Annotated in this window: 22 protein-coding genes and 1 pseudogene; 13 read left to right on the top strand and 10 right to left on the bottom strand. The window is 71.8% G+C overall.

From position 1 onward, the window contains the following. Positions 1-9 precede the first annotated feature (9 nt). The 4 genes from ACZ59A_RS25510 to ACZ59A_RS25525 form a co-directional block, all read right to left on the bottom strand. The gene (locus tag ACZ59A_RS25510; protein ID WP_470962475.1) at positions 10-2,823 is read right to left on the bottom strand and encodes a beta-L-arabinofuranosidase domain-containing protein; all 2,814 of its coding nucleotides are present in this window, start codon (positions 2,821-2,823) and stop codon (positions 10-12) included. 130 nt (positions 2,824-2,953) lie between these two features. Next, on the bottom strand, positions 2,954-4,645 hold the full coding sequence (locus ACZ59A_RS25515) for an RNA polymerase sigma factor (RefSeq protein ID WP_470962478.1): 1,692 nt from the start codon (positions 4,643-4,645) through the stop codon (positions 2,954-2,956). A gap of 37 nt (positions 4,646-4,682) precedes the next feature. Continuing rightward, complete coding sequence (locus tag ACZ59A_RS25520) at positions 4,683-5,912, bottom strand: alginate lyase family protein (RefSeq protein ID WP_470962481.1); 1,230 nt, start codon at positions 5,910-5,912, stop codon at positions 4,683-4,685. A gap of 88 nt (positions 5,913-6,000) precedes the next feature. Further along, the gene (locus ACZ59A_RS25525; protein ID WP_470962484.1) at positions 6,001-7,179 is read right to left on the bottom strand and encodes a serine hydrolase domain-containing protein; all 1,179 of its coding nucleotides are present in this window, start codon (positions 7,177-7,179) and stop codon (positions 6,001-6,003) included. Between the two features lie 201 nt (positions 7,180-7,380). Between ACZ59A_RS25525 and ACZ59A_RS25530 the strand changes: the two genes are divergently transcribed. The 3 genes and pseudogenes from ACZ59A_RS25530 (at position 7,381) to ACZ59A_RS25540 (ending at position 9,592) form a co-directional block, all read left to right on the top strand. Continuing rightward, positions 7,381-8,292 (top strand): NUDIX hydrolase, encoded by a 912-nt coding sequence (locus tag ACZ59A_RS25530; RefSeq protein ID WP_470962487.1) that lies wholly within the window; start codon positions 7,381-7,383, stop codon positions 8,290-8,292. Between the two features lie 46 nt (positions 8,293-8,338). Continuing rightward, positions 8,339-8,482, top strand: coding sequence for a hypothetical protein (locus tag ACZ59A_RS25535; protein WP_470962490.1), 144 nt, complete (start codon positions 8,339-8,341; stop codon positions 8,480-8,482). A gap of 58 nt (positions 8,483-8,540) precedes the next feature. After that, a pseudogene (locus tag ACZ59A_RS25540) lies at positions 8,541-9,592 on the top strand (MFS transporter). Here the strand turns inward: ACZ59A_RS25540 and ACZ59A_RS25545 are convergent. Continuing rightward, positions 9,565-10,065 carry a hypothetical protein gene (locus ACZ59A_RS25545; RefSeq protein WP_470962493.1) on the bottom strand — a complete coding sequence of 167 codons (501 nt, stop codon included), beginning with the start codon at positions 10,063-10,065 and terminating at the stop codon, positions 9,565-9,567. The pseudogene ACZ59A_RS25540 and the gene ACZ59A_RS25545 overlap by 28 nt on opposite strands. Positions 10,066-10,203: 138 nt before the next feature. On the opposite strand from ACZ59A_RS25545, the gene ACZ59A_RS25550 reads away from it, so the two are divergent. The 3 genes from ACZ59A_RS25550 (at position 10,204) to ACZ59A_RS25560 (ending at position 13,155) form a co-directional block, all read left to right on the top strand. Then, on the top strand, positions 10,204-11,415 hold the full coding sequence (locus tag ACZ59A_RS25550) for an acyl-CoA dehydrogenase family protein (protein ID WP_470962496.1): 1,212 nt from the start codon (positions 10,204-10,206) through the stop codon (positions 11,413-11,415). 33 nt (positions 11,416-11,448) lie between these two features. Next, positions 11,449-11,907, top strand: a complete 459-nt coding sequence (locus ACZ59A_RS25555; RefSeq protein WP_468043786.1) for an RrF2 family transcriptional regulator — start codon at positions 11,449-11,451, stop codon at positions 11,905-11,907. 354 nt (positions 11,908-12,261) lie between these two features. After that, the gene (locus tag ACZ59A_RS25560; RefSeq protein ID WP_470962499.1) at positions 12,262-13,155 is read left to right on the top strand and encodes a glutathione S-transferase C-terminal domain-containing protein; all 894 of its coding nucleotides are present in this window, start codon (positions 12,262-12,264) and stop codon (positions 13,153-13,155) included. Positions 13,156-13,184: 29 nt separating this feature from the next. Here ACZ59A_RS25560 and ACZ59A_RS25565 read toward each other — a convergent pair whose 3' ends face one another. Next, entirely contained in the window at positions 13,185-14,189 is a 1,005-nt protein-coding gene (locus ACZ59A_RS25565; protein WP_470962502.1) for an amino acid ABC transporter permease, read from the bottom strand. A gap of 615 nt (positions 14,190-14,804) precedes the next feature. On the opposite strand from ACZ59A_RS25565, the gene ACZ59A_RS25570 reads away from it, so the two are divergent. The 3 genes from ACZ59A_RS25570 to ACZ59A_RS25580 are packed head-to-tail and all read left to right on the top strand — an operon-like array spanning position 14,805 to position 17,424. Continuing rightward, positions 14,805-15,932 (top strand): LLM class flavin-dependent oxidoreductase, encoded by a 1,128-nt coding sequence (locus ACZ59A_RS25570; RefSeq protein ID WP_470962505.1) that lies wholly within the window; start codon positions 14,805-14,807, stop codon positions 15,930-15,932. Further along, positions 15,929-16,477 carry a GNAT family N-acetyltransferase gene (locus ACZ59A_RS25575; RefSeq protein WP_470962508.1) on the top strand — a complete coding sequence of 183 codons (549 nt, stop codon included), beginning with the start codon at positions 15,929-15,931 and terminating at the stop codon, positions 16,475-16,477. The genes ACZ59A_RS25570 and ACZ59A_RS25575 overlap by 4 nt, the downstream gene beginning before the upstream one ends. Next, entirely contained in the window at positions 16,474-17,424 is a 951-nt protein-coding gene (locus ACZ59A_RS25580) for an ABC transporter substrate-binding protein (RefSeq protein ID WP_470962511.1), read from the top strand. The genes ACZ59A_RS25575 and ACZ59A_RS25580 overlap by 4 nt, the downstream gene beginning before the upstream one ends. Before the next feature lie 25 nt (positions 17,425-17,449). Here ACZ59A_RS25580 and ACZ59A_RS25585 read toward each other — a convergent pair whose 3' ends face one another. The 4 genes from ACZ59A_RS25585 to ACZ59A_RS25600 all read right to left on the bottom strand — a co-directional run bounded on the left by ACZ59A_RS25585 (position 17,450) and on the right by ACZ59A_RS25600 (position 20,234). After that, positions 17,450-17,842 (bottom strand): nuclear transport factor 2 family protein, encoded by a 393-nt coding sequence (locus ACZ59A_RS25585; protein ID WP_470962514.1) that lies wholly within the window; start codon positions 17,840-17,842, stop codon positions 17,450-17,452. A gap of 246 nt (positions 17,843-18,088) precedes the next feature. Beyond that, positions 18,089-18,556, bottom strand: coding sequence for an HIT family protein (locus tag ACZ59A_RS25590; protein ID WP_470962517.1), 468 nt, complete (start codon positions 18,554-18,556; stop codon positions 18,089-18,091). A gap of 20 nt (positions 18,557-18,576) precedes the next feature. Beyond that, positions 18,577-19,266, bottom strand: coding sequence for a GNAT family N-acetyltransferase (locus ACZ59A_RS25595; RefSeq protein ID WP_470962520.1), 690 nt, complete (start codon positions 19,264-19,266; stop codon positions 18,577-18,579). 77 nt (positions 19,267-19,343) lie between these two features. After that, entirely contained in the window at positions 19,344-20,234 is an 891-nt protein-coding gene (locus ACZ59A_RS25600) for a LysR family transcriptional regulator (RefSeq protein ID WP_470962523.1), read from the bottom strand. Positions 20,235-20,280: 46 nt separating this feature from the next. Between ACZ59A_RS25600 and ACZ59A_RS25605 the strand changes: the two genes are divergently transcribed. The 4 genes from ACZ59A_RS25605 to ACZ59A_RS25620 all read left to right on the top strand — a co-directional run bounded on the left by ACZ59A_RS25605 (position 20,281) and on the right by ACZ59A_RS25620 (position 23,826). Continuing rightward, positions 20,281-21,276, top strand: a complete 996-nt coding sequence (locus ACZ59A_RS25605) for an alcohol dehydrogenase catalytic domain-containing protein (RefSeq protein ID WP_470962526.1) — start codon at positions 20,281-20,283, stop codon at positions 21,274-21,276. A gap of 43 nt (positions 21,277-21,319) precedes the next feature. Then, positions 21,320-21,631, top strand: coding sequence for an NAD(P)-binding protein (locus ACZ59A_RS25610; RefSeq protein ID WP_470962529.1), 312 nt, complete (start codon positions 21,320-21,322; stop codon positions 21,629-21,631). After that, complete coding sequence (locus ACZ59A_RS25615) at positions 21,589-22,395, top strand: flavin monoamine oxidase family protein (RefSeq protein ID WP_470962532.1); 807 nt, start codon at positions 21,589-21,591, stop codon at positions 22,393-22,395. Before ACZ59A_RS25610 ends, ACZ59A_RS25615 begins: the two co-directional genes overlap by 43 nt. A gap of 177 nt (positions 22,396-22,572) precedes the next feature. After that, complete coding sequence (locus ACZ59A_RS25620) at positions 22,573-23,826, top strand: MFS transporter (RefSeq protein ID WP_470962535.1); 1,254 nt, start codon at positions 22,573-22,575, stop codon at positions 23,824-23,826. Positions 23,827-23,908: the final 82 nt, after the last annotated feature.

Raw genomic sequence — 23,908 nt, forward strand, 5'->3', positions numbered from 1 at the left:
CCTGTTCGTTCAGGATACGTAGTCGGCCTTCCTCGCCGCGGCGACTACGCTCCGGCCGTCCGCCGCGCTCAACTGCCCCGCGGCCACCCAGGCATCCACGGTGGACCGGACGCGCGTGATCAGCGCGTCCTTGTTCCGGTACGGCGCGGCGGCCCAGATCGCGTCGAGGAGGGTGGTGCCGTCGTCCCGGGCCGGGTTGGCGATGCCGGAGTCGGTGGTACCGAAGACCACGGTCGGCTCCGAGCGGCGGAAGTAGGCGTGCGTCGGCTCCTCGGTGCCCTCGGAGAACGGGGCGAACTCGACGCCGTCGAGGGTGTAGTGGAGCGGCTTGCCCGGTACGGGGGTGAGCGTGGGCAGCAGATCGCCGGAGAGGGCGGCGTTGCGGTAGAGGCCGAACGTCAGGAAGGACGTACGCGGGTCGCGCGCCACCAGATTGACCGGGCCGTGGAACAGGGTCTGCACGGCCGGGTCGTCGAGCGCCTTCTCCACCCGCAGCCGGAACGGGATGTGGATCCGGACGGTGTCCCCGTCGCGCCAGGTGCGGGACACCGAGGCGTAACCGCCGGGGGACCAGGTCCCCTTCACCACCTTGCCGTTGACTGTCACCCGGAAGCCGCTCGTGGTCCACGCGGGCACGCGCAGCCGCAGATCGAAGGCGGCGGTGCGGCCCCGGAAGGTCAGCGTCGACCCCTGCTCCCTCGGATAGCCGGTGGACTGGGTGACGGTGATGCCCTTCTCGGCCCAGGTGAGCGTGGACGGGCTGTACAGGTTGACGTACAGGGCGGTGCCGTCGGCGTGTCTGAAGTACACCGAGTCCTGGTACTTGGTGGCGCTCTCCATGCCGGTGCCCTCGCAGCAGGTCGTGCCCGCCTTGGGGGTGTAGTCGCGCACATGCCCCGGCACCAGGCCGATGAAGTACGTGACGAGCGGCTTCTCCGCGTCGGCCTTGTCCTGCTTGGAGCCGAGGACCTGGTTGTACAGGGCGCGCTCGTAGTAGTCCATGTACTTCGGGTCCTGCTCGTGGAAGAACAGCATCCTGCTCAGCTTGAGCATGTTGTAGGCGCAGCAGCTCTCGGCGGTGGTGTCGCTGAGCGTCTTGGCGATGGCGCCTCGCGGGCCCCAGAACTCCTTGTTGCTGGTGCCGCCGATCCCGTACATCCGGGTCGGGACGACCATGTCCCAGAAGTTCTTCGCCGCGGTGAGGTAGCGCTCCTCCTTCGTCTCGTCGTACAGCCGGACCAGACCGGTGAAGATCGGGATGTGCTGGTTGGCGTGCAGTCCGTCGAGGATGTCGTTGCCCGCGGCGCAGGCGTCGATGAGCTTGTCGAGGTCGAACAGGCGGGCCAGCGCGAGGTGTTGGGGCTTGCCGCTGAGCGCGTACAGATCGCAGATCGCCTCGACGATGCCGCCGAACTCGCCGCTGGAGAAGATGCCCCACATCCGCTGCAGGGTGCTCTTCGGCAGCTTGGACAGCCGGGAGTGCATCCAGTCGCACATGCCCTCGGCGAGGTCCAGGGCCCGCGCGTCGCCCGTGCTGAGATGGGCGTCGAGCAGCCCGCGCAGGATCTTGTGCGCGGTGTAGTACGGCGCCCACACCACGGTGTAGTCGCCGCTGGTCATCGACTCCAGCCTGATGAACTGCGTCTCCGGGTACGCCGCGAGGAACCCGGGGTGGCTCGGCCCTCCCCAGGTGCGGCGCAGGGTGGCGTGCCGGTCGTTGCCCGAGGAGTCGGGACACGTACCGCCGGTGGTCTCCTCGAAGGTGTACGCGGCCAGGTCTCCGGCCCCGGCGGACGACTCGGCGGCCGGATGGTCCCGAAGCTCGGCGATCTGGGCCGCGGTCAGGGCCCGCGACCAGATGTTGACCTCGTCGAACGCCCCCGCGAACACCGGATCGGCCGCGTAGTGGGACCGGCCGAGCCAGTGGTCGCGCAGGGTGCCCAGGGCGGCCGGGGTGAGGGTCATCGCGGTGTTCTTCGCGACCGCGGCGCCGTCGACGTAGAGGATTCCGGTGCCGTCCGCGATCGTCACCGCCACATGGCTCCAGGTGTCCAGGGGCAGTGGCGCCGTGCCGTCCAGGCTCTGCTCGCCGGTCGCCCCCGAGGTGGTGATGGCGAAGCGGGGATTGCCCTGTCCGTTGCGGGCGGTCAGATAGAGATAGCGGGTGGTGTCGTCGCCGAAGTCGAGAATCCGGGTCCAGCCCGCGTGGTGCGTGGGCTTCACCCAGGCCGCGAGGGTGACCGCGGTGGCGCCGCCGAGCACGGTGTCCGGCAGGTCCACGTACTGGTAGGACCCCCGGACGTTCTCCGCGGCGGTGCCGAACCTGCCCGGCACGCTGAGCACCGCGGGATCGCGCCGCAGCGCCTCGCGGACCTCGTCCAGCGCCCCGACCATATGGCGGATCCTGTCCGCGTACACCGTGTCGCCGGTGCCGGTGTGAGCCTGGGCGAGCATGGTGAGGAAGTGGCCGGTGAAATGTCCGCGGAGGTTTCCGTTGGCCTCGCCGTCCAGCCCCTCCCAGCCGCCCGGCGCGACCGCGCCACGGGTGGAGAGGCCCGCGTTCGCCCGGAACACCTGGAGCAGCCGGTCCACGTCGTATCCGCGGCCGTAGTCCAGCATCAGTTGGCGCTTGGCGGTGAAGTCGCTCTTCCGGAGCGCCACGTCCTCGGGGTCGAACGGCCGCAGTGTCCAGGCGGCCGGGAACCCGGATGCGGCTTGTGGAGCGGCGGTTGCCCGGCCGGTGGCGAGCGAGGACAGCGCCGGGGCCGCCGCGACGAGGGCTGCGGCACGGAGAACGGCGCGTCTGGCGGGTGCGGGTGCCATGGATGGCCTCGTTTCTGGGGGCGACGGGCAGGTGGCTGTTCGATATGTCAAACGTCGTTCGGAAAGGCGACCAGAAAGTAGAACGCCGATCAGGACGCGTCAATAGGCGGGACGAGAGTTGGCACACGTCTCAGTGAGGCGGGGGAGTGACCTGTGAGCGCTGCCGCACGGTCGCGGGGTCCGCGGGCCGCGCGCGCGTCAGATACTGCGGCACCGGTGCCGTGTCCTTCCCGGTGTCGCGGACCAGCCCGTAACGGACGATGCCCGCGCCCGCGTCGGGCGGCGTGGCCACGTCCTCGGTGACCTGGTCCCAACGGGACGCCTGGGCGAAGAGGTTGTAGTCCGCGTCCCGTTCGTTCTGGTGCAGGGTGACGCTGCCGTCCAGCCAGAAGTACTCGTTCTGCCACATCTGCTGGGTCCCGGCGGGCAGCACGGTGGAGCCCGTGGCGGGCCCGCCCATCCAGGTCGTGCCGTCCGTCGAACCCGGCTGTACGTCGTCCAGGCGCCGTCCGCCGCCCGAGGCCACGTGGAAGAGCTTGCCGCGCAGACCGGTCCACGTCGCCATGGCGAGAGCACCGGGGCGCCGGCCGGGCAGCACCTGCCAGCGCACCCGGAAGTAGCCGCGCCCCGCGAACGTGACCTGCTCGCCCCGGTGGGTCAGCCCGGTCGGCGGCGCGCCGGTCAGCGTCACCGTGCCGTCCGCGCGCCGGGGCAGCGCCGCGGGCCGGGCGGTGGCCGCGGGGGCGCGGTCGGCCGCGTCGACGACCGTGCCGTACAGCTGCCTCCGGGGGCGCGAGGTCGACGACGTACGGGAGGGCGGGGACGCGGTCGACGGCGAGGGCGCCGTGCTCGCGGCGGTGGGCGGCGCGGCGCGCGGCGCGGGGTCGTCCGGCGCCTGCGTCACGACGTACGCGCCGCCCGCGGCGATGGCCGCCCCGGCGGTCACCGCCACCGCGGGCTTGGCCAGCGCGCCGAGCACCTTGGCCGACCAGCCCGCCGGTGCCGCGGCGGCAGCGGCGGATGTGGCGGTGGCGGATATGGCGGTCGCGGCCGCCGTCTTGCCGCCCAGCGCCGTCGCGAGCGTGAAGCCGACCGGCAGCGGCACCAGCGCGATGCCGACGAGCAGCCGCTCGGCGGGTACGGCGTCCTCGCGCCCTCCGGAACAGCGCGTACAGCCCCGGATGTGCCGGGCCAGCCGCTTGCGCCACACCGAATCGGGCCGTCCGTCCCAGCCGTCGGTCACCTCGCGCAGGCCGGGACACGCGCGGTCGAGCGCCCGGACGATGCCCCGCGCGGTCTCCAGCCGCCCCTTCACCCGCTGGACCCGCACGGCGGCGTGCTGCCTGCTGATGCCGACGGCCGACGCCAGCTCGCGCCGGGTGAGTTCGCCCGCGACCTCCAGCCACCACAGCGACAGCAGTTCCCGGTCCTCGTCGGCGAGCCAGCGCACCGCCTCCGCCACCTCCCGCCGCTGCCCCTCCAACTGAAGCCGCAGCACGGTCAGTTCGGCGAAATCCGGTGCGCCGTGGGCGTCGTCGGGCAATGCGTCGGCGGTCCGCCGGCGCGCCCGGTCGCGTATCTGGCGCATGGCGATGGCGACCAGCCAGGACCGAAAAGCCTCCGGGTCGCGCAGCGAGCCCAGGCCGTGGACGGCGCGCAGCATGGTTTCCTGCACCACGTCGTCCACGTCCGCATGGCCGTTCAGCGCCCGCCCGACGATGTTGTAGACGAGCGGCAGCCAGCCCTCGACCAGCTCGTCGAGGGCGCGCCGGTCGCCGTTCTGCGCCGCCGCGATGGTGGCGCGCCACTGCCGCCCGTCCACGATCCGCCCTTCCGTCGTCCCTTCCCGTACGGGTCGATCACTTCGCGTAGAGGAGCGTCCCGAAGCCGAGCTGGTCGAAGCCTCCGCTGTTCGGCCCGTAGTCGCCGCCCCCGCCCTCGGCGCCCACCTTCTCAGCCATGGCCGTGATGAAGGGGACGGAGAGTCCGCGGCGGCGTGCGTAGTGGTAGCGCAAGACCGCCCAGACCGGGCGAAGCTGCCCACGGCCCGCGTCGGATATCACCGTCTGCGACCGCTGTGCGCACTTCTGGCCGGTGCCCCAGGTGTAGGTGGTGAAGGGCACGTCCTGCCCGAGGTTGTATCGAGCGACGTACTGGGCGGCCTTCATGAACCGGTTGTCGTCGTAGCCGTACAGGTCGACGCCCTGGTTCCAGGCCATCTCGCAGACCGCGCCCAGCTGCCCGATGCCCATCATGGTGTGGCCCTGGTCGCGGCCGCTCTCCTGCCACTGGGCGAGCCCCTCCTTCTCGTACACGAAGGGGACGGCGTGCCGGAGGGAGCCATTGCCCTCGCCGGACTTCATGTACGTCACGGCTCGGTCGAACGCCGCGGTGTCGTCGCAGAGGATGCCGATCGCCATGAGCGAGGCGGTGTTGCACAGGTCCCAGTTGGCCCAGTAGTTGGTGACGCAGGCGTCGTTGTGGCGGGCGAGGAAAGCCTCGTTGAGCGGCTGGAAGACGCGCTTCAGCATCGCGCGGAAGCGGGTGAGGTCGAAGCCGTCGTGGTCGCGCATCAGCTCGGCGGCGTTCGCGAACTGGTAACCGTAGAGACCGGCGGCCAGGAAGCGGTCGGCGTTGCCGGTGATCTCCTTCAGCGTGGCCGACCAGGCGTTGAGGATCGCCACGGCGGTGTCGCCGTGCGCCGTGGTGCCGCCGATCTTCCAGCGCAGGGCGTTCTGATAGGCGGCGTGGACGTCGTGGTAGAGGGTGGGGTAGTTCTGGCCGGTGCCACCGCGGACGACCGTGGCCTGGGGCCTGGGCTGCCACGTGCTCGCCGAGTGCCGGTTGGCGGTGAGTCTCTTCCAGCCCGCCGACCACGGGTCGTCGCCGGCCGCCACCCGCACCTTGGCGCGGTGCAGGTCCCCGGCGCTGTGCAGCCCGCCGGGGTGCGCGAACCCCGCCGGGGCGGCCTCCGCGCCACCTCCGACGAGCGCGGCGGTCCCGCCGCCGAGCGCCCCGGCCGCCACGAGGCCACCGCCGAGGGTGAACAGGCCCCTGCGGCTGAGGCGGTGCTTGTTGTCGTGCGGCATGTGGCTCAACTCCTGAACGGGAACGACAGGGAACGTTCAGGAGACGGAGCCACACCACCGCCGATAACAGTTTTTTGCTACCCCGTGGTCACAGCGCCGTGTACACCGCGTCGATCAGGGCCTTCTTCCGGGGGTCGTCGGAGATGTGCGGACCCATGCGGTTCATCGCATAGCCCAGGCTGACCTGGGCCTCGGGGTCCGCGTGGCCGCAGGAGCCGCCGAAGCCGTCGTGGCCGAAGGCACGGGGGTTGGGGCCGTACGAGCCGTTGGCGCCGCTCAGCAACACGCCGAGCCCGAGCTCGGTGTCGTGCGGGAAACCATGCCCCACGATCAGGTCACGGCCCGCCCCCTGCCCCTCACGAGCCCGCTCGACGGCCTCGGGCGAGAGCACACGGCGGTCCCCGGCCAGGCCGTGGCGGGCGTAGATGCCGTAGAGGGTGGCGAGTGCACGGGCCGTCCCGTGTCCGTTGGCCGCCGGGAGCTGGGCCGCCCGCCACTGCGGCGTATTGGCGGCAGCGGCCCCGACGAGCGGGTTGGCCAGCGCGGCGATCGCCACCGGCTCCAACTGGGAGAAGACCGCGGCCTGTTCACTGGACGCGGCGGCGGGCGGATGCACCAGCTCCGCCACCCGCCCGGCCTCCTTCTCCGGCAGACCGATGCTGAAATCGATGCCCAGCGGCCCGGTGATCTCCCGGCGCAGAAACTCACCGGGCAGGACACCGGTGATGCGCCGTATGACCTCGCCGACCAAGTGGCCGTACGTCATGGCGTGGTAGCCGGAACGGGTGCCGGGCTCCCACCACGGCTCGGTGGCGGCCAGCCGCTCGCAGGTCTTCTCCCAGTCGTACAGATCCGCCACGGTGTGCTTCTCCCGCAGCCCGGCCAGGCCCGCCCGGTGGGAGAGCAGATGGCGCACCGGCAACGTGTCCTTGCCCGCCGCCGCGAACTCCGGCCAGTACGAGGCCACCGGGGCGTCGAAGTCCAGCAGCCCCCGGTCCGCGAGCAGATGGGCGCACAGCGCCGTCACCCCCTTGGTGGTGGACCACACGTTCACCACGGTGTCCCGCTCCCACGCCCGCTCGCGCCCGGCATCCGCCCAGCCGCCCCACAGATCCACCACGGTCTCCCCGCCCACTTGGACGGCCACCGCCGCGCCCAGCTCCTCGCGCTCGGCGAAGTTGGCTTCGAACGCGGCGCGCACGGCGGCGAACCGCGGGTCGCAGTGGCCTTCGATGTGCGGTACGGACGGCACGGACTGCTGCGTCATGGTCCACTCCCAACAGGTCTGTTCGGCAGACCTGCAACATACCGACTGGTTGGACCAGTCAAAACCCGGGGCGTCCCTCCGGCGCCCGGTGGCCCGGGCGTATGCCGGAACGTGGAGGGGAAGTCTTCGGCAGTCACGCTCAACAGCCCGGCCCTGCGGCCGGGTTGCGTCGCCGGACCCCCACCCAGACCCGGAGGTCTCATGACCACGCGGCCCACGACCGACTTCCCGTGCACCGGAACGGCGGCCCTCCTCGTCAACAGCCGTGGGCAGTATCTGCTGCATCTCCGCGACGCGCACAAACCCATCTACGACCCGGGCACCTGGTCCCTCCCGGGCGGCGCCCCGGAGGGGACCGAGACCCCAAAGGAGGCGATCGCGCGCGAACTCCTGGAGGAGACCGGGCTCGTCATCGACGACCTCACCCCCTTCACGGTCACGGTCGTCGAACGCACCGGCAGCTACGGCACCATCGGGGGAGAGATCCAGATCTACCTGGGGCACTGGGACGGCGACCCCGCGCGCCTGCCGGTGACCGAGGGCATCATGTTCGCCTTCTTCGACGCCGAGACCACCGCGCAGCTGACGATGTCGTCGTGGGCAGCCGAAGCCATCGCCCGTCACCAGGCCGACGGAGTCGTGCCCGCGCCGCATTCGCTTGCGCGTCACGACACGCGGACCGTGAAGAACGTCATCGGTGTGCACCTCTATCTGGAGCGCGACGGCCGGATCCTGCTCGGGCTGCGCCACCCCGACTCGGCCTTCGCACCGTTGGAACACCACGCCCTGGCCGGACATTGCGAGCAGGAGTCCGCGGTCGCCTGCCTCATCCGGGAGGCGAAGGAGGAAGCGGGACTGCTGATCGACGCCGATGACGTCGAGTTCGTACACGCCGTCCACCTCATCGATACGCCCGGCGCACAGCCGCGCATGCAGATGTTCTTCCGCGCCCGGCGGTGGACAGGCGAGCCCGAAGTCCGGGAGCCCGACAAATGCGTCAGCTGGGACTGGTGGCCACCCGACGCCCTGCCGGACCCGACCGTCGCCTACACCCGCGCCGCGATCGAGGGCATCCGCCACGGGCGCCTCTACACCGAGCTCGGCTGGACCTGACCCCGGTTCCCTGCGGGACACCGAGCGCGCGCTGCTGGCCACGCACGTGCCCGCCCCCGCCGAGGGCGGCCGGGCCTTCGATGCGGGCTGTGGTGTGGGCGAACTGGCCGCGCATCTGGCATCGGTGGGTTACACCGGGTACGGCTACGACCTGATCACGCTGCGCGGCCGGGTTCAACCGAAGGGTTGAGGGTTATCCGCCCACCCGCCCTGAACCTGCCCCCGCACCGCCGCGGCGGTGGTGGACGCTGTTGGCGGTGAGCGCGGCCCAGTTGCTCGTCGTGCTGGACGGGACGATCGTGAACATCGCCCTGCCCTCCGCGCAGAGCGCGCTCGGAATGTCGGATGCGAACCGGCAATGGGCGATCACCGCGTATGCCCTGGCTTTCGGCGGACTGCTGCTGATCGGCGGCAGGTTCAGTGGCGCGCTCGGCCACCGGCGTGCGTTCGTCACCGGCCTGCTCGGCTTCGCCGCGTCGTCCGCGCTGGGCGGGGCCGCCGTGAATCCCGGGGATGCTCTTCGGGGCCCGGGCCCTGCAGGGTGTGTTCGCCGCCGTGCTCGGCACGGCGTTCGTGCCGCCTGACCGCCCGGTCCGCGATGGCGGACGGCTCGACGTCGCGGGCGCGCTGCTCAGCACCACCGGCTTCGCCGCGGTGGTGTACGCCCTCAACGAAGCCGTACCGCTCGGCTGGGGCGCGCCGAAGGTGCGGGCACTGCTGGCCGCCGGGGTGCTGCTGCTGGCCGCGTTCGCCGCCGTAGAGGTCCGCGCTCCCCACCCGCTGCTGCCGATGCGCGTGCTGGTGCATCGCCGGGAGGCCGCACGGCCGCGTCGCGCCCGCGGCGCTGATCCTGCCCGGCCTGATCGCCGCGGCCGCCGGGATGCTCGTCCTGACCCGCCTGACGCCGCAGAGCACGGACATCCTGCCGCTCTACCTGGCACCCGCCCTGGTGCTCACCGGGCTCGGCCTCGGCTGCGTCCTGCCACCGACCGCCGGTCTGGCCACCGCCGACATGCCGCCGCACGACATCGGGGCCGCGTCGGCGGCGTACCACGCCTCCCAGCAACTGGGCGCCGCACTGGGCACCGCGCTGCTCAACACCATCGCCGCCAGTGCCACGGCGGCCCACCTGGCGTCGGCACGACACGCGACACCGGCCGCGGCATCCGTGCACGGCTACACCACCGCCCTGACGGTCGGCTTCGGCATTCTCCTCGCCGCCGCGTGCGTCGCCGCACCGCTGACCATGACCCGGACCGTACGGGCAAGGCGTCAGGGAAGTGGTTCGACCTCCAGGTAGCGGTGGCGGCCGCGGCCGCGGTACTCCAGGGCCTCCCAGCCCAGCCCGCGGAGCACCCGGGCGCAGTTGCCCAGCTCCTCGCCCGCCGCGTAGGCGGCGCCGCTTCCCGTGGGTCCCAGCCACTCGACCCGCACCGCACCCGCCTGCCCGGCCTCGGCGCAGCGGTATCCCGTCGCCAGCCGGTGGCCGTCGTCGGCGGTGGCCGAGGGCGGGATACCCGCCGCCTCCAGGGCGATGGCGACGGCCCGCAGCGGTTGGCGCCGCTCCCAGGCGGCGGGGGCGGCGAGAGGGTCGTCCTGGTCGGTGTTCATCAGCCGACGGATCTCCAGCAGGCCGTCGAACGCCGCCCGCACCGCCGCCGCCCGCTTCCGGGGGTCCGTATCGAGGGGTGCTTCATCGCCCGTGGCCGCCTCGAACTGCGCCGCCTGCCGGTGGTTGCCGCCGCTCTCCGCCATCAACTGTTCGCCGCCCACGTTGTGGAGTTGCTCCAGACGATACCCGGGTGGACGTCTGCGGCTTGATTCCCTATTTTTCCTACTGGGTTAATAGGGAATCATGGCAGGCAGCTTGTGCCGGACGAGGCGGCTTGTGCCGGAGGAAGAGGAGCAGGCGTGACGGTGGTAGATGCGGTAACGGAAACACGTGACCGCGCGCGTTGGCTGCAGGTCGCCCACGAGGCGGCGGACGACCTGGCCACCGACGCGGTGGTCCGCGACCAGGCCGGGAAGACGCCCTTCGACGAGGTCTCGCGGCTTCGGGAGGCGGGGCTGCTGTCGTTGCTGATACCCGCCGAAAGCGGGGGCGGCGGGGCGGACTGGCCCACGGCCCACGCCGTCATCCGGACGATCGCCGCGGCCGACGGGGCGATCGGCCAAGTGCTCGGCTGTCATTACCTGCTGTCCTCCAGCGCGCGGTTCTTCGGCGGGCCCGACCTCGCCGCCCGCGTCGAGCGGGAGTCCGCGGCCGGTCAGTGGTGCTGGGGCGGCGGGCTGGCCTCCGTGGAGCCGCGGCTGATGCTCACCCCGGGGCCGGGCGGCTATGTGCTGAACGGACGCCAGGGGTATGCCACCGGCGTCCTGGTCGCCGACCGGCTCGCGGTACGCGCCGACCACTCCGAGACGGGGGAGCCGCTGGCCGTGCTCGTCGATGCCGCCCGGCCCGGCGTGGTGTCCGGGGGCGATGGCGGGGAGACCTTCGGCCAGCGGCTGGCGGCGGGCGGGAGCGTGGAGTTCGACGCGGTGGCGGTCGAGACCGACGCCGTTCTCGGCCCGCTCTCCTCGGACGACAGCACCCTGTCGCCGTTCGCCGGGCTGTCCGCGCCGACCGGGCGGCTGGTCTCGGCCCAGATCTGTCTCGGGATCGCCCAGGGGGTGCTCGCCGAAGCCCGCGAGTACACCAGGGCCGCGGACGTGCCCTGGCGGCTGGACGGGCCGTCGTACGGCGCGCCGCGGAACCCGTACGTGCTGACGACCTACGGCGAGCTGACCGTCGCCACGTTCTCCGCGTCCGCGCTCGCCGACCAGGCGCTGGAGGCGCTGGACTGCGGCCTGGCGCGCGGACAGGACCTCACCGACGACGAGTGTGCCGAGATCACCATGCTGGCGGCGGCGGCCGAGGCGGTCGCCGCCGGTGCCGCGCAGGACGTCACGGCCCGGGCGCTGGACGTCCTCGGCGCCCGCTCCGCCGCCTCGGCGTACGGATTCGACCGGTTCTGGCGCAACGTACGGACCCACACCCTCTGCGTTCCGGTCGCCCCCCGGCTCCAGGAGGTGGGGGACTACTTCCTCCACGGTGAGCACCCTCCGTTCGCCCTGCCCTTCTGACCGCCGTGCGTACCGGTGGCGGATAATCACCGCATGCGGATTTCTGCGAAGGCGGACTATGCGGTGCGGGCGGCTCTGGAGCTGGCCGTGGCGGCGGACGGTACCTCGGTCAAGGCCGAGGCGATCGCCGCCTCGCAGGGCGTTCCGCACAAGTTCCTCGAAGGCATTCTGGGCGATCTGCGCCGCGGCGGGCTGGTGGCCAGCCAGCGCGGCGGGAACGGCGGCTACCGGCTGGCCCGCCCCGCCGACGAGATCACGATCGCCGATGTGATCCGCGTGGTCGACGGGCCCCTGGTATCCGTCCGGGGCGTGCGCCCGCCCGAGCTGTCGTACCGCGGGCCCGCGGAGTCGTTGCTGCCGCTGTGGATCGCGGTGCGGGCCAATGTCCGCAAGATCCTCGGTGAGGTCACCCTCGCCGAAGTCGCCGCGGCCGAGCTGCCCGAACAGGTCCTCGACCTCGCCGAGGACCCCGACGCGTGGACGAACCCGTAACCAGGACGTGGGACACCCCTTGACGGGACTCGCGCGGCACTCGACACTCCTCGGGAGGGATTCCTAGCGGATAGGTGGGGAATGATGGAGCCTGGGCAGGCGGCCGCCGATCGAGCGGTCCGCACGCATCGGCTCTCTCCCCTTCTGACCTCCCGCCGCCACATCGACCTGCTGCGCGTCTGCAGCGCGGCCAGTTCTCCGACCTGAGCCGACCGGCCTTCGGGGAATCCGAGACCGTCGTCACGCGGCGAAGCGCTGCGCGCCAGCCCTTGCCGCGCGCCCACTCCCGCGCTCCCCGGCAGGCCGCTCACCGTACGTCTCACCACCAGCGAAGAACCCGACCTGGGGAGAAACGTGTCCGTCACACCTGGGAAAGCCGCGCCGTCCTCGTTGTCCGTCGCATCGTTCCGGGGCCGGATCGGCCGGGACGCGCGCAGCGGACACTACGCCGTGCCGCGCCGCTACCGCCTCCATCTGTCGCTGTCCTGCCGGCACTGTCTGCGGATCGCCATCACCCACAGCCTGCTCGGCCTCGGCGACACCCTCCCGGTGACCCTGTTGCCCGCCGTGCCCGACGGACCGGACGGCGGGCACTCCGCGCTGCGCCTGATGTACGAGGCCAGCGCGCACCGCTACGCCGGTCCGACCGCGGCGCCGGTGCTCAGCGACGACTGGTCAGGCAGGATCGTCAGCACCCACGCGCCGGACATCCTGCGCGACCTGGACCGCCGTTTCGGCACCGCGAGCGACGACCGCCCCGTGCTCCACCCGTGTGGCGCGGAGCGGGAGATGGAGACGATCGCCCGCCTCTGCGAGCACGGCATCGACGATGCCGTCCAGCGCGCCGGACAGCCCGGCACCGACGACGCGGCGCGCGACACCGCGCTCGGTACCGTGTTCTCCGCGCTGGACGCACTGGAGCGACGGCTCGCGACCCGGACCCATGTCCTGGGCGATGAACTCAGCGCCTCCGATGTGCAGGTGTGGGTGACCCTGGTGTGGCTCGACACCGTGCACCGACAGCATCTGGACGCCGCCGCGGTGCACCGCATCACCGGCCATCCGCACCTGTGGGCCTACGCACGGCGGCTCGCCGCCCACCCGGCGTTCGGCCGCCACCTCGATCTCGACGGCATCGCCCGCAGGCATCACGCGCACTGCCGGGGGCTGGAGGCCGCCGGAGCGGCGGTGCAGATTCTGGACTGGGCGGCGCACGCACGGCTCAGGACCCCCGTCGAGCCCGGCTGACGCCACGTCACGGCCGCTCTGCCCCCGTCTCACCGCAGTCGGGCGCGCAGAGCGGCCACATGTCCGCGCACACGTTGCAGCGGAGTGGGCGGCAGCGTGCGGGCGGCCCCGCGCGCATAGTGCCGCTCGACGTAGAACTGACCGGCGCTCAGCACCGTGGTGACGGCGATGTACCAGAGAGTGGCCACCATCAGCAGGGGGATGACCTGGTAGGTCTGGTTGTAGACCAGCTGCACCGAGTAGAGCAGATCGTGCACGGCCAGGACGCTGACGATGCTGGTGCCCTTCAGGGTGCCGATCAGCATGTTGCCCGCCGTCGGCACGATGGAGCGCATCGCCTGGGGCACGACGATCCGGCGCAGGGTGCGCCACCGGCCCAGGCCGAGCGCCTGGGCGGCCTGGGTCTGGCCGGGGTCCACGGAGAGGATGCCACCGCGTACCACCTCGGCGGCGTAGGCGGCCTCGTGCAGGGTCAGGCCGATGACGGCGGTGAGGGCGGGGCCGAGCAGGTTGACGGTCTTGACGGTGACGAACTGGGGGCCGAAGGGCACGCCGACACCGAGCGTCGGGTAGAGGGCGCCGATGTTGAACCAGAACAGCAGCTGTACCAGCAGCGGCGTGGAGCGGAAGATCCACACATAGCCCCAACTCAGCGTGTTCAGCACGGGGTTGGCGGACAACCGCAGCACGGCCAGCAGGGTGCCCAGCAGAAAGCCGAGCACCATGACCACCGCGGTCAGCCACAAGGTCAGCAGCAGCCCCTCCAGCACGGCGGTGGTGGTGAAGTAGCGCCCCACCACGTCCCATTGGAACGCGGGATTGCGGACGACGGAATTGACCACCATGGCGAACACAAGCAGCGCGACGGCCGCGGCGAACCACCGGCCGAGGTGTCGGCGCGGCACGATCGGCGGCACGCCGCCGGAATCGCCGGGGTCCGGGGCCGCGTCCTCCGGCCGCTTGCGCGTGGATGTGGATGCGGATGCGGATGCGGACACGGCATCGGGGGCGGTGACATCGGAAGGCGTGGCCATCTGAGGCTTCTCCGGGGAAGGATCGCGGGCGTGGGCGGGAGCGCCCCGGTGGCACGGTGCGGCCCGGGGCAGGGCGGTTCATCACGCTCGCCACGTCCCTCAACGCGGCCGGAGCGGCTGCCGCGCGCGGCGGAGCCGGTCCAAGGGGTGATGGTATGTGCCGACCGCCTGCCACTGTCAATGTGGCAGCCGGGTCGGCCACCGCCGGTCCGTCATCCGAGCACTGGTTGACGCGACGCCGTTCGTACTGCTCAATTAGTCGCATGACTGCCCAGCTGCGCTTGGTCTCCCGCGACCACATCGACTTCGGTCGTGTGTGGTCCGCGATGTGTTGCGCCTGACTCGGCAGCGGGCTGTCTGACCGGCCCTTCCCTCCCTCGGTGACCCCGTCGCGGGCCGAGTTCTCTCCCCGTACGACCGCAGCACCCGGGCGCCGCCCGGCTACGAGCGGTCCCGCGGACCCGGACACGCGCTGCCTTCGCACCCCTCCGGCCTCATCACGCCTGTCCCCCCCCAACGCTCCGCACGACGCTGATCCACCGTCACCCACGACTGAATCAGCGGGTGTTGCTCTGCCCGCGTGACCCCTGACACCCATCCCGAAAGGCCCTTCGCATGCCCGTGGAATTCCTCGGCATCGCCGCCACCCATGACGGCTCCGAGACCACCCCGCGCTCCGGCGCCGCCTTCGACAAGGAGTACACGCTCCGGCTCGCCCGGGCCCATGAGGACCACGGCTGGGACCGGGTGCTCTTCGCCTACGGCTCCGGATCGGCGGATCCCGCCCCGGCCGCCGCGTACATCGCGAGCAGACTGGACCGCCTGCGGATCCTGCTCGCCCACCGGCCCAACGTCTCGTACCCCACGTACGCCGCCAAGACCTTCGCCACCCTCGACCAGATCAGCGATGGGCGGCTGACGGTGCACTTCATCACCGGCGGCAACGACCACGAGCAGGGCCGGGAGGGCGACACCCTCACCAAGGACCAGCGCTACGAGCGCACCCGTGAGTACATCCGGATCGTGAAGAAGATCTGGACGGCGCGCGAGCCGTTCGACCACGAGGGGGAGTACTACCGCTTCCACGACTTCGTCAGCGACGTCCACCCCGTACAGCAGCCCAGGCCCGGGGTCTCCTTCGGCGGCTCCTCCCCGGCGGCGTACGCGGCCGGGGGAGCGGAGGCCGACATCTACTGCCTGTGGGGCGAGCCGCTGGAGAAGACCGCGGAACAGATCGAGGCGGTGAAGTCGGCCGCGCGGGCGGCGGGCCGTACCGATGTGCCGCGCATCCAGGCGGCGTTCCGGCCGATCATCGCCCCGACCGAGGAACTGGCCTGGGAGAAGGCCCACCGCACGGTCGGCGCGATCCGCGCGCGGCGTGAGCAGGGGCTCGTACGGCACCACCGCAACGGCGCCCCCGAGAACACCGGCTCGCAGCGGCTGCTCGCCATCGCGGAGCAGGGCGAGCGCTACGACCGCGCCCTGTGGACCCCGACCGCCGCCGCCACCGGTGGCGCGGGCAACTCCAACGCCCTGGTCGGCACCCCCGAGACGGTGGCCCAGGCGCTGCTGGACTACTACGACCTGGGCGTCGACATCCTCTCGGCCCGGGGCTACGACCTGCTCGGCGACGCCATCGACTTCGGGCGACACGTGATCCCGATCGTCCGCGAGGAGGTCGCCAAGCGCGATGCCGAGCGCGCGGCGCGCGGCCCGCAGGCCCTCGCGGCGGTGCGCGCATGACCGCGGTCACGCAAGCATCGTCCACCGGGCTGACCGTCGTCTCCGCCGAGGTCGGCGACCCGCGCGTGGCGCCGTTGCTGCGTGAACTGGGCAACGAGTACTCCACCCGTTACGGCAAGGACGCGCACGCCGAACTCGCCCGGTACCCCGACGAGGAGTTCACCCCCGCCCACGGCGGCGTACTGCTCCTGCTGCTGGAGCACGGGGAGCCGGTCGCGGGCGGCGCCTTCCGCCGCTACGACGAGACCACGGCCGAGCTGAAGCGGATCTGGACCCACTCCGCCCACCGCCGACGCGGACTCGCCCGCCGGGTCGTGGCCGAACTGGAGCGCGAGGCAGGGGCCCACGGCTACCGGCGCGTCTATCTGACCACCGGGCCGCGCCAGCCCGAGGCCCGCGGCCTGTACCTGGCCACCGGCTACACACCGCTGTTCGACACCGAGGCCGACCCGGAGACCATCGGCCCGCTCCCGTTCGAGAAACACCTCGCCACCGACAGTGCCACCCGCACCGACGCCCGTACCCGAAAGGCAATCGCCCCGTGAACCACACCCGCGCGAGACTGCGCCTCCGTCCGGTCGCCGCCGCGACCGTCCTCGTGTCGACGCTGGCAGGCTGCGGCTCCGGTGGCACCGGCGGGACCGCGGCGGCGGGCGCCGCGTCCCCCGCACCGACCCAGAACCCGGTCGCCGAGGTGCACAAGGTCGACTCCGTCGCCGCTCTGCTGCCCGCCGAGGTCAGGAAGTCGGGCACGTTGCGGATCGGCAGTTCGGTCGGGGGACCGCCGGGCGCGTACTACCCGCAGGGGACGGGCGGGAAGCCCGTGGGCCAGGACATCGATCTCGCGAACGCGGTGGCCAAGGTCCTCGGCGTCGAGCTCCAGCGGCAGGACGCCTCGTTCGAGACGATCCTGCCCGCCCTCGGCAGCGGCAAGTACGACGTCGGGACCGGCAACTTCGGCGTCACCGCCGAGCGGCTGAAGACCATCGACTTCGCCACCTACATCAACGACGGCCAGGGCTTCGCGGTGAAGAAGGGCAACACCGCGCTCGGCAGCAAGGTCACCGACCTCACCCGGCTGTGCGGCCTGACCATCGGCACCGGCGCGGGAACCACGTTCGAGGCGACCCTCGAAGCGCGGAAGAAGGTGTGCGTGAAGGCGGGCAAGAAGCCGTACGAGGTGAAGGTGTTCTCGGAGAACGGCGCCCTCCTCACGGCGCTCCAGCAGGGCCGCGTCGACGTGGAGATGTCCACCATCAACGGGCTCCGCCACCAGGCGTCGCAGCAGGCCGCGCAGACCGCCTTCCTGGGCGAGTACCACCGGCTCGACGTGGGCTTCGCCTTCAAGAAGGGCTCACGGCTCACCGGCGCCTTCCGGGCCGCCGTCAATGAGCTGATCAAGGACGGCGCCTATGCCCGCATCCTCGACAAGTGGGGCACCGGTGCCTCCGCCATCAAGACCTCGCGGATCAACCCGCCCGAACATACCTAGGGGGGTGTCCGGGACAGCGGCTGTCTCAGCCCTTCAGGGCTTCCTGGAGGACATGGCTGTCGGCGGCCTGCTGCATGCGTACGACCTTGCCGTCGCGGAGAGTCCACCGGTGGATGAACCGGACGTCGGCCTTCTTTCCGGTCTTCGTCTCGGCGTGGTAGTGGCCGTATACGAAGACGTGGTCGTCGTCGTCCGCGGAGAACTCCTCGGCCACCGGGCCGAAGGACTCGTAATGCGGCATCAGCCTGCCGAAGAAGTCCGTCGCCACGTTGTCCCAGCCGTGGTACACGCCGCCGTACGGAAAGCCCGGGGTGATGTCCCAGACGAGGTCCGGGGCCATGACCTCCTGGGCGACCTCCGGCGCCATTCCGGAGTCGTACAGCCGCCGAACGAGGGCGATGTTCGGGGAGTCGGGCATGGAAGCGCTCCTTGCGGGGTGCGGATCAGCAACGTGGGCGACCATTGCATCGGAAGAACCCGCTGTGAGGGGGAAGAAACGCTTCCCGCCATGCCATGCCGCCCGCGGAGTCACCCGTGCGGCGCGTTCCACAACCCGCTCAGCTCCGCCCAGTCCGGTGCGGGGCTCGGCAGGGCGGTGGGCTCGTCGGCGAGGCCCCTGCACGGCGAAGTCCTCGCCGCCGTCGGCCTCGATGAGCTTGGTCGCTTACGGGGTGTGGGTGTCAGGAAGTAGGTGGGCGCGGAGGGAGCGCACGATTTCGTCTACGGCTTCAGCGGGCACTCGCCGTTCTTCGGGCTGCCTGATGAGGCCGAAGACGCCGGGACCCCGCAGATCCTTGGGGAGGTCGTTCATGCGCGGCACGATGTGGAAATGTACGTGGGCGAACCCTTCGACCTCCGCGAACTGCGCCACGTAGGTCTTGACGCACCCGGTGACGTCGCGGAGAGCCCGAGCCAACCTCACCTGCCACATCCCCAACGCCTGGGCCTCCGCGTCGGTGAGGTCGTGGATGGCCGTGACATGGCGGCGGGGCACCAGGACCAACCAGCCCGGCAGCGCCGTATCGAAGGCATGGGCGACCCGCCAGTGCTGATCCACGACGACGCGCTCGCGCGGCGGCAGTTCGTCGCATCGTTCTTCCTGGCCGCACGTGTAGCAACTGGGTGTCGTCATACCAGGAATCGTATGGCTGCTCACGGTGTGCGGAACCCGCGAAAGGTCACGTGCTTCCGGCTCTCGAAGCCGATCCGTTCGTACAGTGCGATCGCGGCGGTGTTCGTGTCGGCCACGTGCAGGAAGGGGCGTTCGTTCCGGGACAGGATGCGTGCGGTGAGTGCGCTCACCAGGCGGAGGGCGTGGCCTTGCCCGCGTGCTTCGGGCGCCGTGCAGACGGCGCTGATCTCGGTCCAGCCGGGAGGCCGGAGCCGTTCGCCCGCCATGGCCGCCAGCCTGCCGTTGTCGCGGATGCCGAGGTAGGTGCCGAGTCGGTGGGTGCGCGGCCAGAACGGCCCCGGCTGGGTCCGCGCGGCGAGGTCGAGCATCTCGGGCACATCGGCCGCACCCAGTTCGACCACGCCGGTGACGGTACTGGGCCGGATGCTGCTGGGTCCGGTCATCTGGCGGCCTTCGAGGGTGAAGACCGGCTCCCAGTCCAAGGGCGGCGTCGCCGTGCAGCTGAACATGTCGGCGAACCCGCCTCGGCCGAGCAGCCGGGCGAGGTCGGCCCAGTCCGCCGGGTCCGGAGCGGCAGGCACCGCCGAGAAGGTCGCCACGTCCGGCAGATAGGTGGCGGCCCGGCCGTGCCGACGGGCGAGATCCCCGTGGTGGCCGCGCAGCGACTCGCCCACCGGGTCGTCGAGTACGGCGGCGTCCTCGCTCCTCATCGTGTGATGCCTTTCTCGGACTGTCTCTGAGGTTGATTCCGACAGAGGCGGCCAGAGTAATGGAGACATAACCTCTGTCAATCGCCCGGGCCCTCATCCGCATGCTGGGTGAGAGCCGCGACGAAGTCCTCCAGGTCGGCCGCGAGCGGGGTGTCGTTGTCCCAGACGGCCTCGTATGTGATCTCGACAGGAGCGCCCGCCCGGACCAGGGGGCGGCTGCTGTCGTGGCTGTGTGTGATCTTGGACTTGGGCAGGAGGGCGGCGCCCACACCCATCCGCGCCCACTCGTCCAGCACACGGTAGTTGGAGGCTGCCCCGGGATAGGTGCGCAGCGCCAGGTCGTGGCTGCGGAAGAGTTCGGTGGTGAAGGTGGTCAGCCCGCAGCTGTCCGGTACGAGGATGTAGGCCGCGTCGGCCGCGGCGTGCAGCTCGACCGGGCGGTCGGTCCGGGAGCTGGCGGGGTCGATCACGACGACCGGCTCGCGGGCGATGACGCGATGCCGGAAAGTGGGTATGGCCTGCACGGCGGGCACCAGGAGGATGTCCAGCTGTCCCGCCTGGAGATCGTCGCGCAGATGTGTCAGATCCGCCTCGCGCAGGACCAGGTCGCGTGGGCGGTCCAGGTTGCGGGCGGCGTCGAAGGCCCGGGCGACGAGGTCGGCGCCGATCAGGGGCGAGACGCCCACGCGGATCGTGTCGGGGGCCGGGTGGGCCAGCCGCTGGGCCTCGGCGACCACCGAGTCGAGGGTGTCGAGGGCCCGGTCGATCATGGGCAGGATCCGTGCGCCGTGCGGGGTCGGCTTGACCCCGCGCGGTGAGCGCGCGAACAGCGTCACGCCGAGTTCCTGCTCCAGCCGCGCGATGCCGTTGGACAGGGCGGGCTGAGTGACCCCGTAAGCGCGCGCGGCCGCGCTGAACGACTGCGTCCTGGACACGGCCCGGGCGTAGCGCAGCCCCTCGATGTTCATGCGGCTTCCCTTCTGGCTATAGCCGCTATTTATACCCCCATTCATCATGATCCTCTACCGGCGCCGTCCGGGACGTCCTACGGTGCGGGAGCGGCCACCCGGGGTCGGCGAGGTACGTATCGATGTGGAGGCGACCGGCATCTGTGGCGCCGACATCGGCACGGTCCGCGATCCCGCTCCGGCGGTCGGCTTCCCGATAACTCCGGGCCACGAAGTGGCGGGTGTGATCGCGGAGTTGGGACCCCAGGTGCAGGGGTGGGAAGTGGGGGAGCGGGTGGCCGTCGGCTGGTTCGGCGGCAGCTGCGGGCACTGCTCCGCCTGCCGTTCCGGGGATGTCGTCCACTGCCCCGAGCGGAAGATCCCGGGCCTGTCGTATCCCGGCGGCTGGTCGAGCACCCTCACGGTTCCCGCCACCACTCTCGCCCGGATCCCCGAGGGCCTGTCTCCGGCGGAGGCCGCGCCCTTCGGCTGCGGCGCCGTCACCACCTTCAACGCCCTGCGCCACTCCGGTGCGGGGCCGGGCGACCGGGTCGCCGTGCTCGGGGTCGGCGGTCTGGGACATCTGGCGGTGCGGTTCGCCGCGGCCATGGGGTACGAGATGGTGGCGATCGGCCGGGGCGAGCGGAAGCGGAAGCTCGCCGAGGAACTGGGCGCGCGGCACTACATCGACACCGAGCGGCAGGCCCCCGGAGCGGCGCTGGGGAAGTGGGGCGGGGCGCGGCTGATCCTGTCCACGGCCTCCAGCGGCAAGCCGCTCGCGGAACTGGTGGACGGGCTCGCCCCGCACGGGCGGCTCACCGTCGTGGGCTTCGACGGATCGCCCCTCCAACTGCCCCTGGCCAAGCTCGTCATGGGCGCTCGCAGCGTCACCGGCCATCTGACCGGCAGCCCCGCCGACACCGAACAGGCCATGCGCTTCGCGGTCGCCATCGGCGTCCGCCCCCAGGTGCAGACCGTCCCGCTGGAGGACGCACAGCGGGCGCTCGACACCCAGCAAGACGGCAAGGCCCGCTTCCGGATGGTCCTCGTTCCCGGCACCTGACCGGCGCCTGACCACCGTCGCAGAGCAGAGAAGGGAGCCGTACATGCTCCAGCATGACGGCCACGAGGTCGTCGTCATCGGCGCCGGGATCGCAGGTCTCGCCACGACCTCCGCCCTGGTCGCCGCCGGACGCGACACCGTGTGCCTGGAGGCCCGCGAACGCATCGGCGGACGGCTGCTCAGCACGCCCGCCCCGCCCGGAGCCCTCGACCTGGGGCCACCTGGTTCTGGGACGGGGAGAAGCGCATCGCGGATCTCGCCGCACGGCTCGGCGTCGACACCTTCGAGCAGCATCTCGCGGGGGACACACTCGTGCAGGACGCCACCGGCGTACGAAGGCTGCCCGGCAACCTGATCGACGCCCCGGCCCGTCGCTTCACGCTCGGAGCCGACGCCCTTGCCCATGCCCTCGCGGCCGAGCTGCCCGTGGACGTCCTGCGGCCGAACACCCCGGCCATCGCGATCCGCCGCCGCGCCACCCGCGGGCTCGATGTCCACACGCCGGGCAGTGTGCTGCACGCCGAACACGTCGTGGTGGCCGTGCCTCCCGCACTCGCCCTCGCGCGCATCGCCTTCGGTTCGGAACTGCCCGCGGAACTGGTCCGTCTCGCCGAGGCAACTCCGGTGTGGATGGGGGCGGTCGCCAAGGTCGTCGCCCGCTACTCCACCGCCTTCTGGCGCGGCGAGGGGCTTGCCGGGGCGGCGTTCAGCAGAACCGGCCCGCTCCAGGAGCTGCACGACATGTCCGGCCCCGACGGGCGCCCCGCCGCGCTGTTCGGCTTCGCTCCGGCCCAGGCCGTACGCCCCGGCTTCGAACAGGCGGTGCTCGCCCAGCTGGCGGGGCTCTTCGGCCCTGCCGCCGCCGAGCCCGAGACGCTCCGGGTGCAGGACTGGAGCCGCGAGCGATGGACCGCTCCGCCTGCCGTGCAGGGCCCGGCCGACCACTCCCTGTTCGGGCACGCCCTCTACCGGCGGCCCGCACTGGGCGGCAGGCTGCACTGGGCGTCGACCGAGACGGCCGCCCAGTACGCCGGGCACATCGAGGGCGCCCTCGCCGCCGCCGAGCGGGCGGTGACGGCGTCCCTGACCGCGGATGAGGCGAACTCATGCTCCGGATAGGTCCGTTGCCGCGCGAGTACGACCGTGCTCGTGCCCGCACCGACGAGCTGCGCGGCCGAGCTGCCCTGGCACCCGCACGACAACATGCGCTCCCGCCCGACCCCGACAGCGCGCACATACGCCGCCTCGGCGGCCATCTCGTCGTCGACGTTCCGTAGCGATAGGGAGAATCCCGCCGTGACAAGCACCGCCCCGGACACCACCTCCGGTATATCCCCTCGGCCCGAGGCACAGCGCCGCGTGCTCGCAGTCCTGGTCAGCAGCCAGATCCTGAGCGGGGCGGGACTCGCGGCCGGTATCACCGTCGGAGCCCTGCTCGCCCAGGACATGCTCGGCTCCACCGACCTCGCCGGTCTGCCCAGCGCCCTGTTCACCGCGGGCTCGGCCCTCGCCGCCGTCGCCGTGGGCCGCATCTCCCAGGCCCGGGGCCGTCGGCCGGGGCTGGCCGCGGGATACCTGACTGGCGCCGTCGGCAGCGCGGGCGTCATCGCCGCCGCCGTCGCGGACAACCCCGTACTGCTCTTCGCCGCCCTCTTCGTCTACGGCGCCGGTACGGCCACCAACCTCCAGGCCCGCTACGCCGGAGCCGACCTCGCCGCGCCCGCCCACCGCGCCCGCGCCGTCTCCACCGTCCTGGTCGCCACCACCCTCGGCGGCGTGGTCGGCCCCAACCTCGCTGCACCCACCGGCCACCTTGCCGACAGCCTCGGTATCCCCACCCTGGCCGGGCCGTTCCTGCTCTCCGGCGCCGCCTACGCGCTGGCCGCCCTCGTCCTCGCCATCTGGCTGCGCCCCGACCCCCTGCTGCTCGCCCGCAGCCTCGACCTCCAGGAGCGGACGACGACGGGTGACGCCGCCGGGACGGCCCCCGCACACAAGCACGGTCCCGGGCTGATGTCGGGCGCGCTGACGATGATCCTCACCCAGCTCGTCATGGTCGCGATCATGACGATGACCCCCGTACACATGCACGACCACGGCCACGGAACCGCGGTGTCCGGCCTCGTCATCGCCATCCACGTCGGCGCCATGTACCTCCCTTCACCGCTGACCGGCTGGCTCGTCGACAGATACGGACGCACGGCGATCGCCGTCGCCTCCGGCCTCACCCTCCTCGCCGCCGGAATCACCGCCGCCGCCGCGCCCGCGGACTCCGTCGCCCTGCTCACCCTGGCGCTCGCCCTGCTGGGACTCGGCTGGAACCTCGGCCTCGTCTCCGGCACCGCGATGATCACCGACGCCGCGCCCCTGGCCACCCGCGCCAAGACCCAGGGCATGGTCGACGTCTCCATCGCCATCGCCGGTGCCACCGGCGGCCTCACCTCCGGCCTCGTCGTGTCCGCCGCCGGTTACCCCGTCCTCGCCCTCACCGGCGGAATCCTCGCCCTCGCCGTCCTCCCCGCCATCGCCGCCACGGCGCGCAGCCGATGAATCGCCGGGACTGAAACCTCCCCGGCGCGAAGGCGTCGGAAAGCGGATCGCTCTCGCGTGCCGATGTGGTGAATTCTCACAT

Source organism: Streptomyces sp. NPDC040405 (assembly GCF_055595765.1).

Bases quoted from the DNA above. Each gene is read 5' to 3' on its own strand.
- ACZ59A_RS25510 (WP_470962475.1), bottom strand. From the start codon at position 2,823: ATGGCACCCGCACCCGCCAGACGCGCCGTTCTCCGTGCCGCAGCCCTC.
- ACZ59A_RS25520 (WP_470962481.1), bottom strand. From the start codon at position 5,912: ATGCCGCACGACAACAAGCACCGCCTCAGCCGCAGGGGCCTGTTCACC.
- ACZ59A_RS25525 (WP_470962484.1), bottom strand. From the start codon at position 7,179: ATGACGCAGCAGTCCGTGCCGTCCGTACCGCACATCGAAGGCCACTGC.
- ACZ59A_RS25530 (WP_470962487.1), top strand. From the start codon at position 7,381: ATGACCACGCGGCCCACGACCGACTTCCCGTGCACCGGAACGGCGGCC.
- ACZ59A_RS25555 (WP_468043786.1), top strand. From the start codon at position 11,449: ATGCGGATTTCTGCGAAGGCGGACTATGCGGTGCGGGCGGCTCTGGAG.
- ACZ59A_RS25565 (WP_470962502.1), bottom strand. From the start codon at position 14,189: ATGGCCACGCCTTCCGATGTCACCGCCCCCGATGCCGTGTCCGCATCC.
- ACZ59A_RS25570 (WP_470962505.1), top strand. From the start codon at position 14,805: ATGCCCGTGGAATTCCTCGGCATCGCCGCCACCCATGACGGCTCCGAG.
- ACZ59A_RS25575 (WP_470962508.1), top strand. From the start codon at position 15,929: ATGACCGCGGTCACGCAAGCATCGTCCACCGGGCTGACCGTCGTCTCC.
- ACZ59A_RS25585 (WP_470962514.1), bottom strand. From the start codon at position 17,842: ATGCCCGACTCCCCGAACATCGCCCTCGTTCGGCGGCTGTACGACTCC.
- ACZ59A_RS25590 (WP_470962517.1), bottom strand. From the start codon at position 18,556: ATGACGACACCCAGTTGCTACACGTGCGGCCAGGAAGAACGATGCGAC.
- ACZ59A_RS25595 (WP_470962520.1), bottom strand. From the start codon at position 19,266: ATGAGGAGCGAGGACGCCGCCGTACTCGACGACCCGGTGGGCGAGTCG.
- ACZ59A_RS25600 (WP_470962523.1), bottom strand. From the start codon at position 20,234: ATGAACATCGAGGGGCTGCGCTACGCCCGGGCCGTGTCCAGGACGCAG.
- ACZ59A_RS25605 (WP_470962526.1), top strand. From the start codon at position 20,281: ATGATCCTCTACCGGCGCCGTCCGGGACGTCCTACGGTGCGGGAGCGG.
- ACZ59A_RS25610 (WP_470962529.1), top strand. From the start codon at position 21,320: ATGCTCCAGCATGACGGCCACGAGGTCGTCGTCATCGGCGCCGGGATC.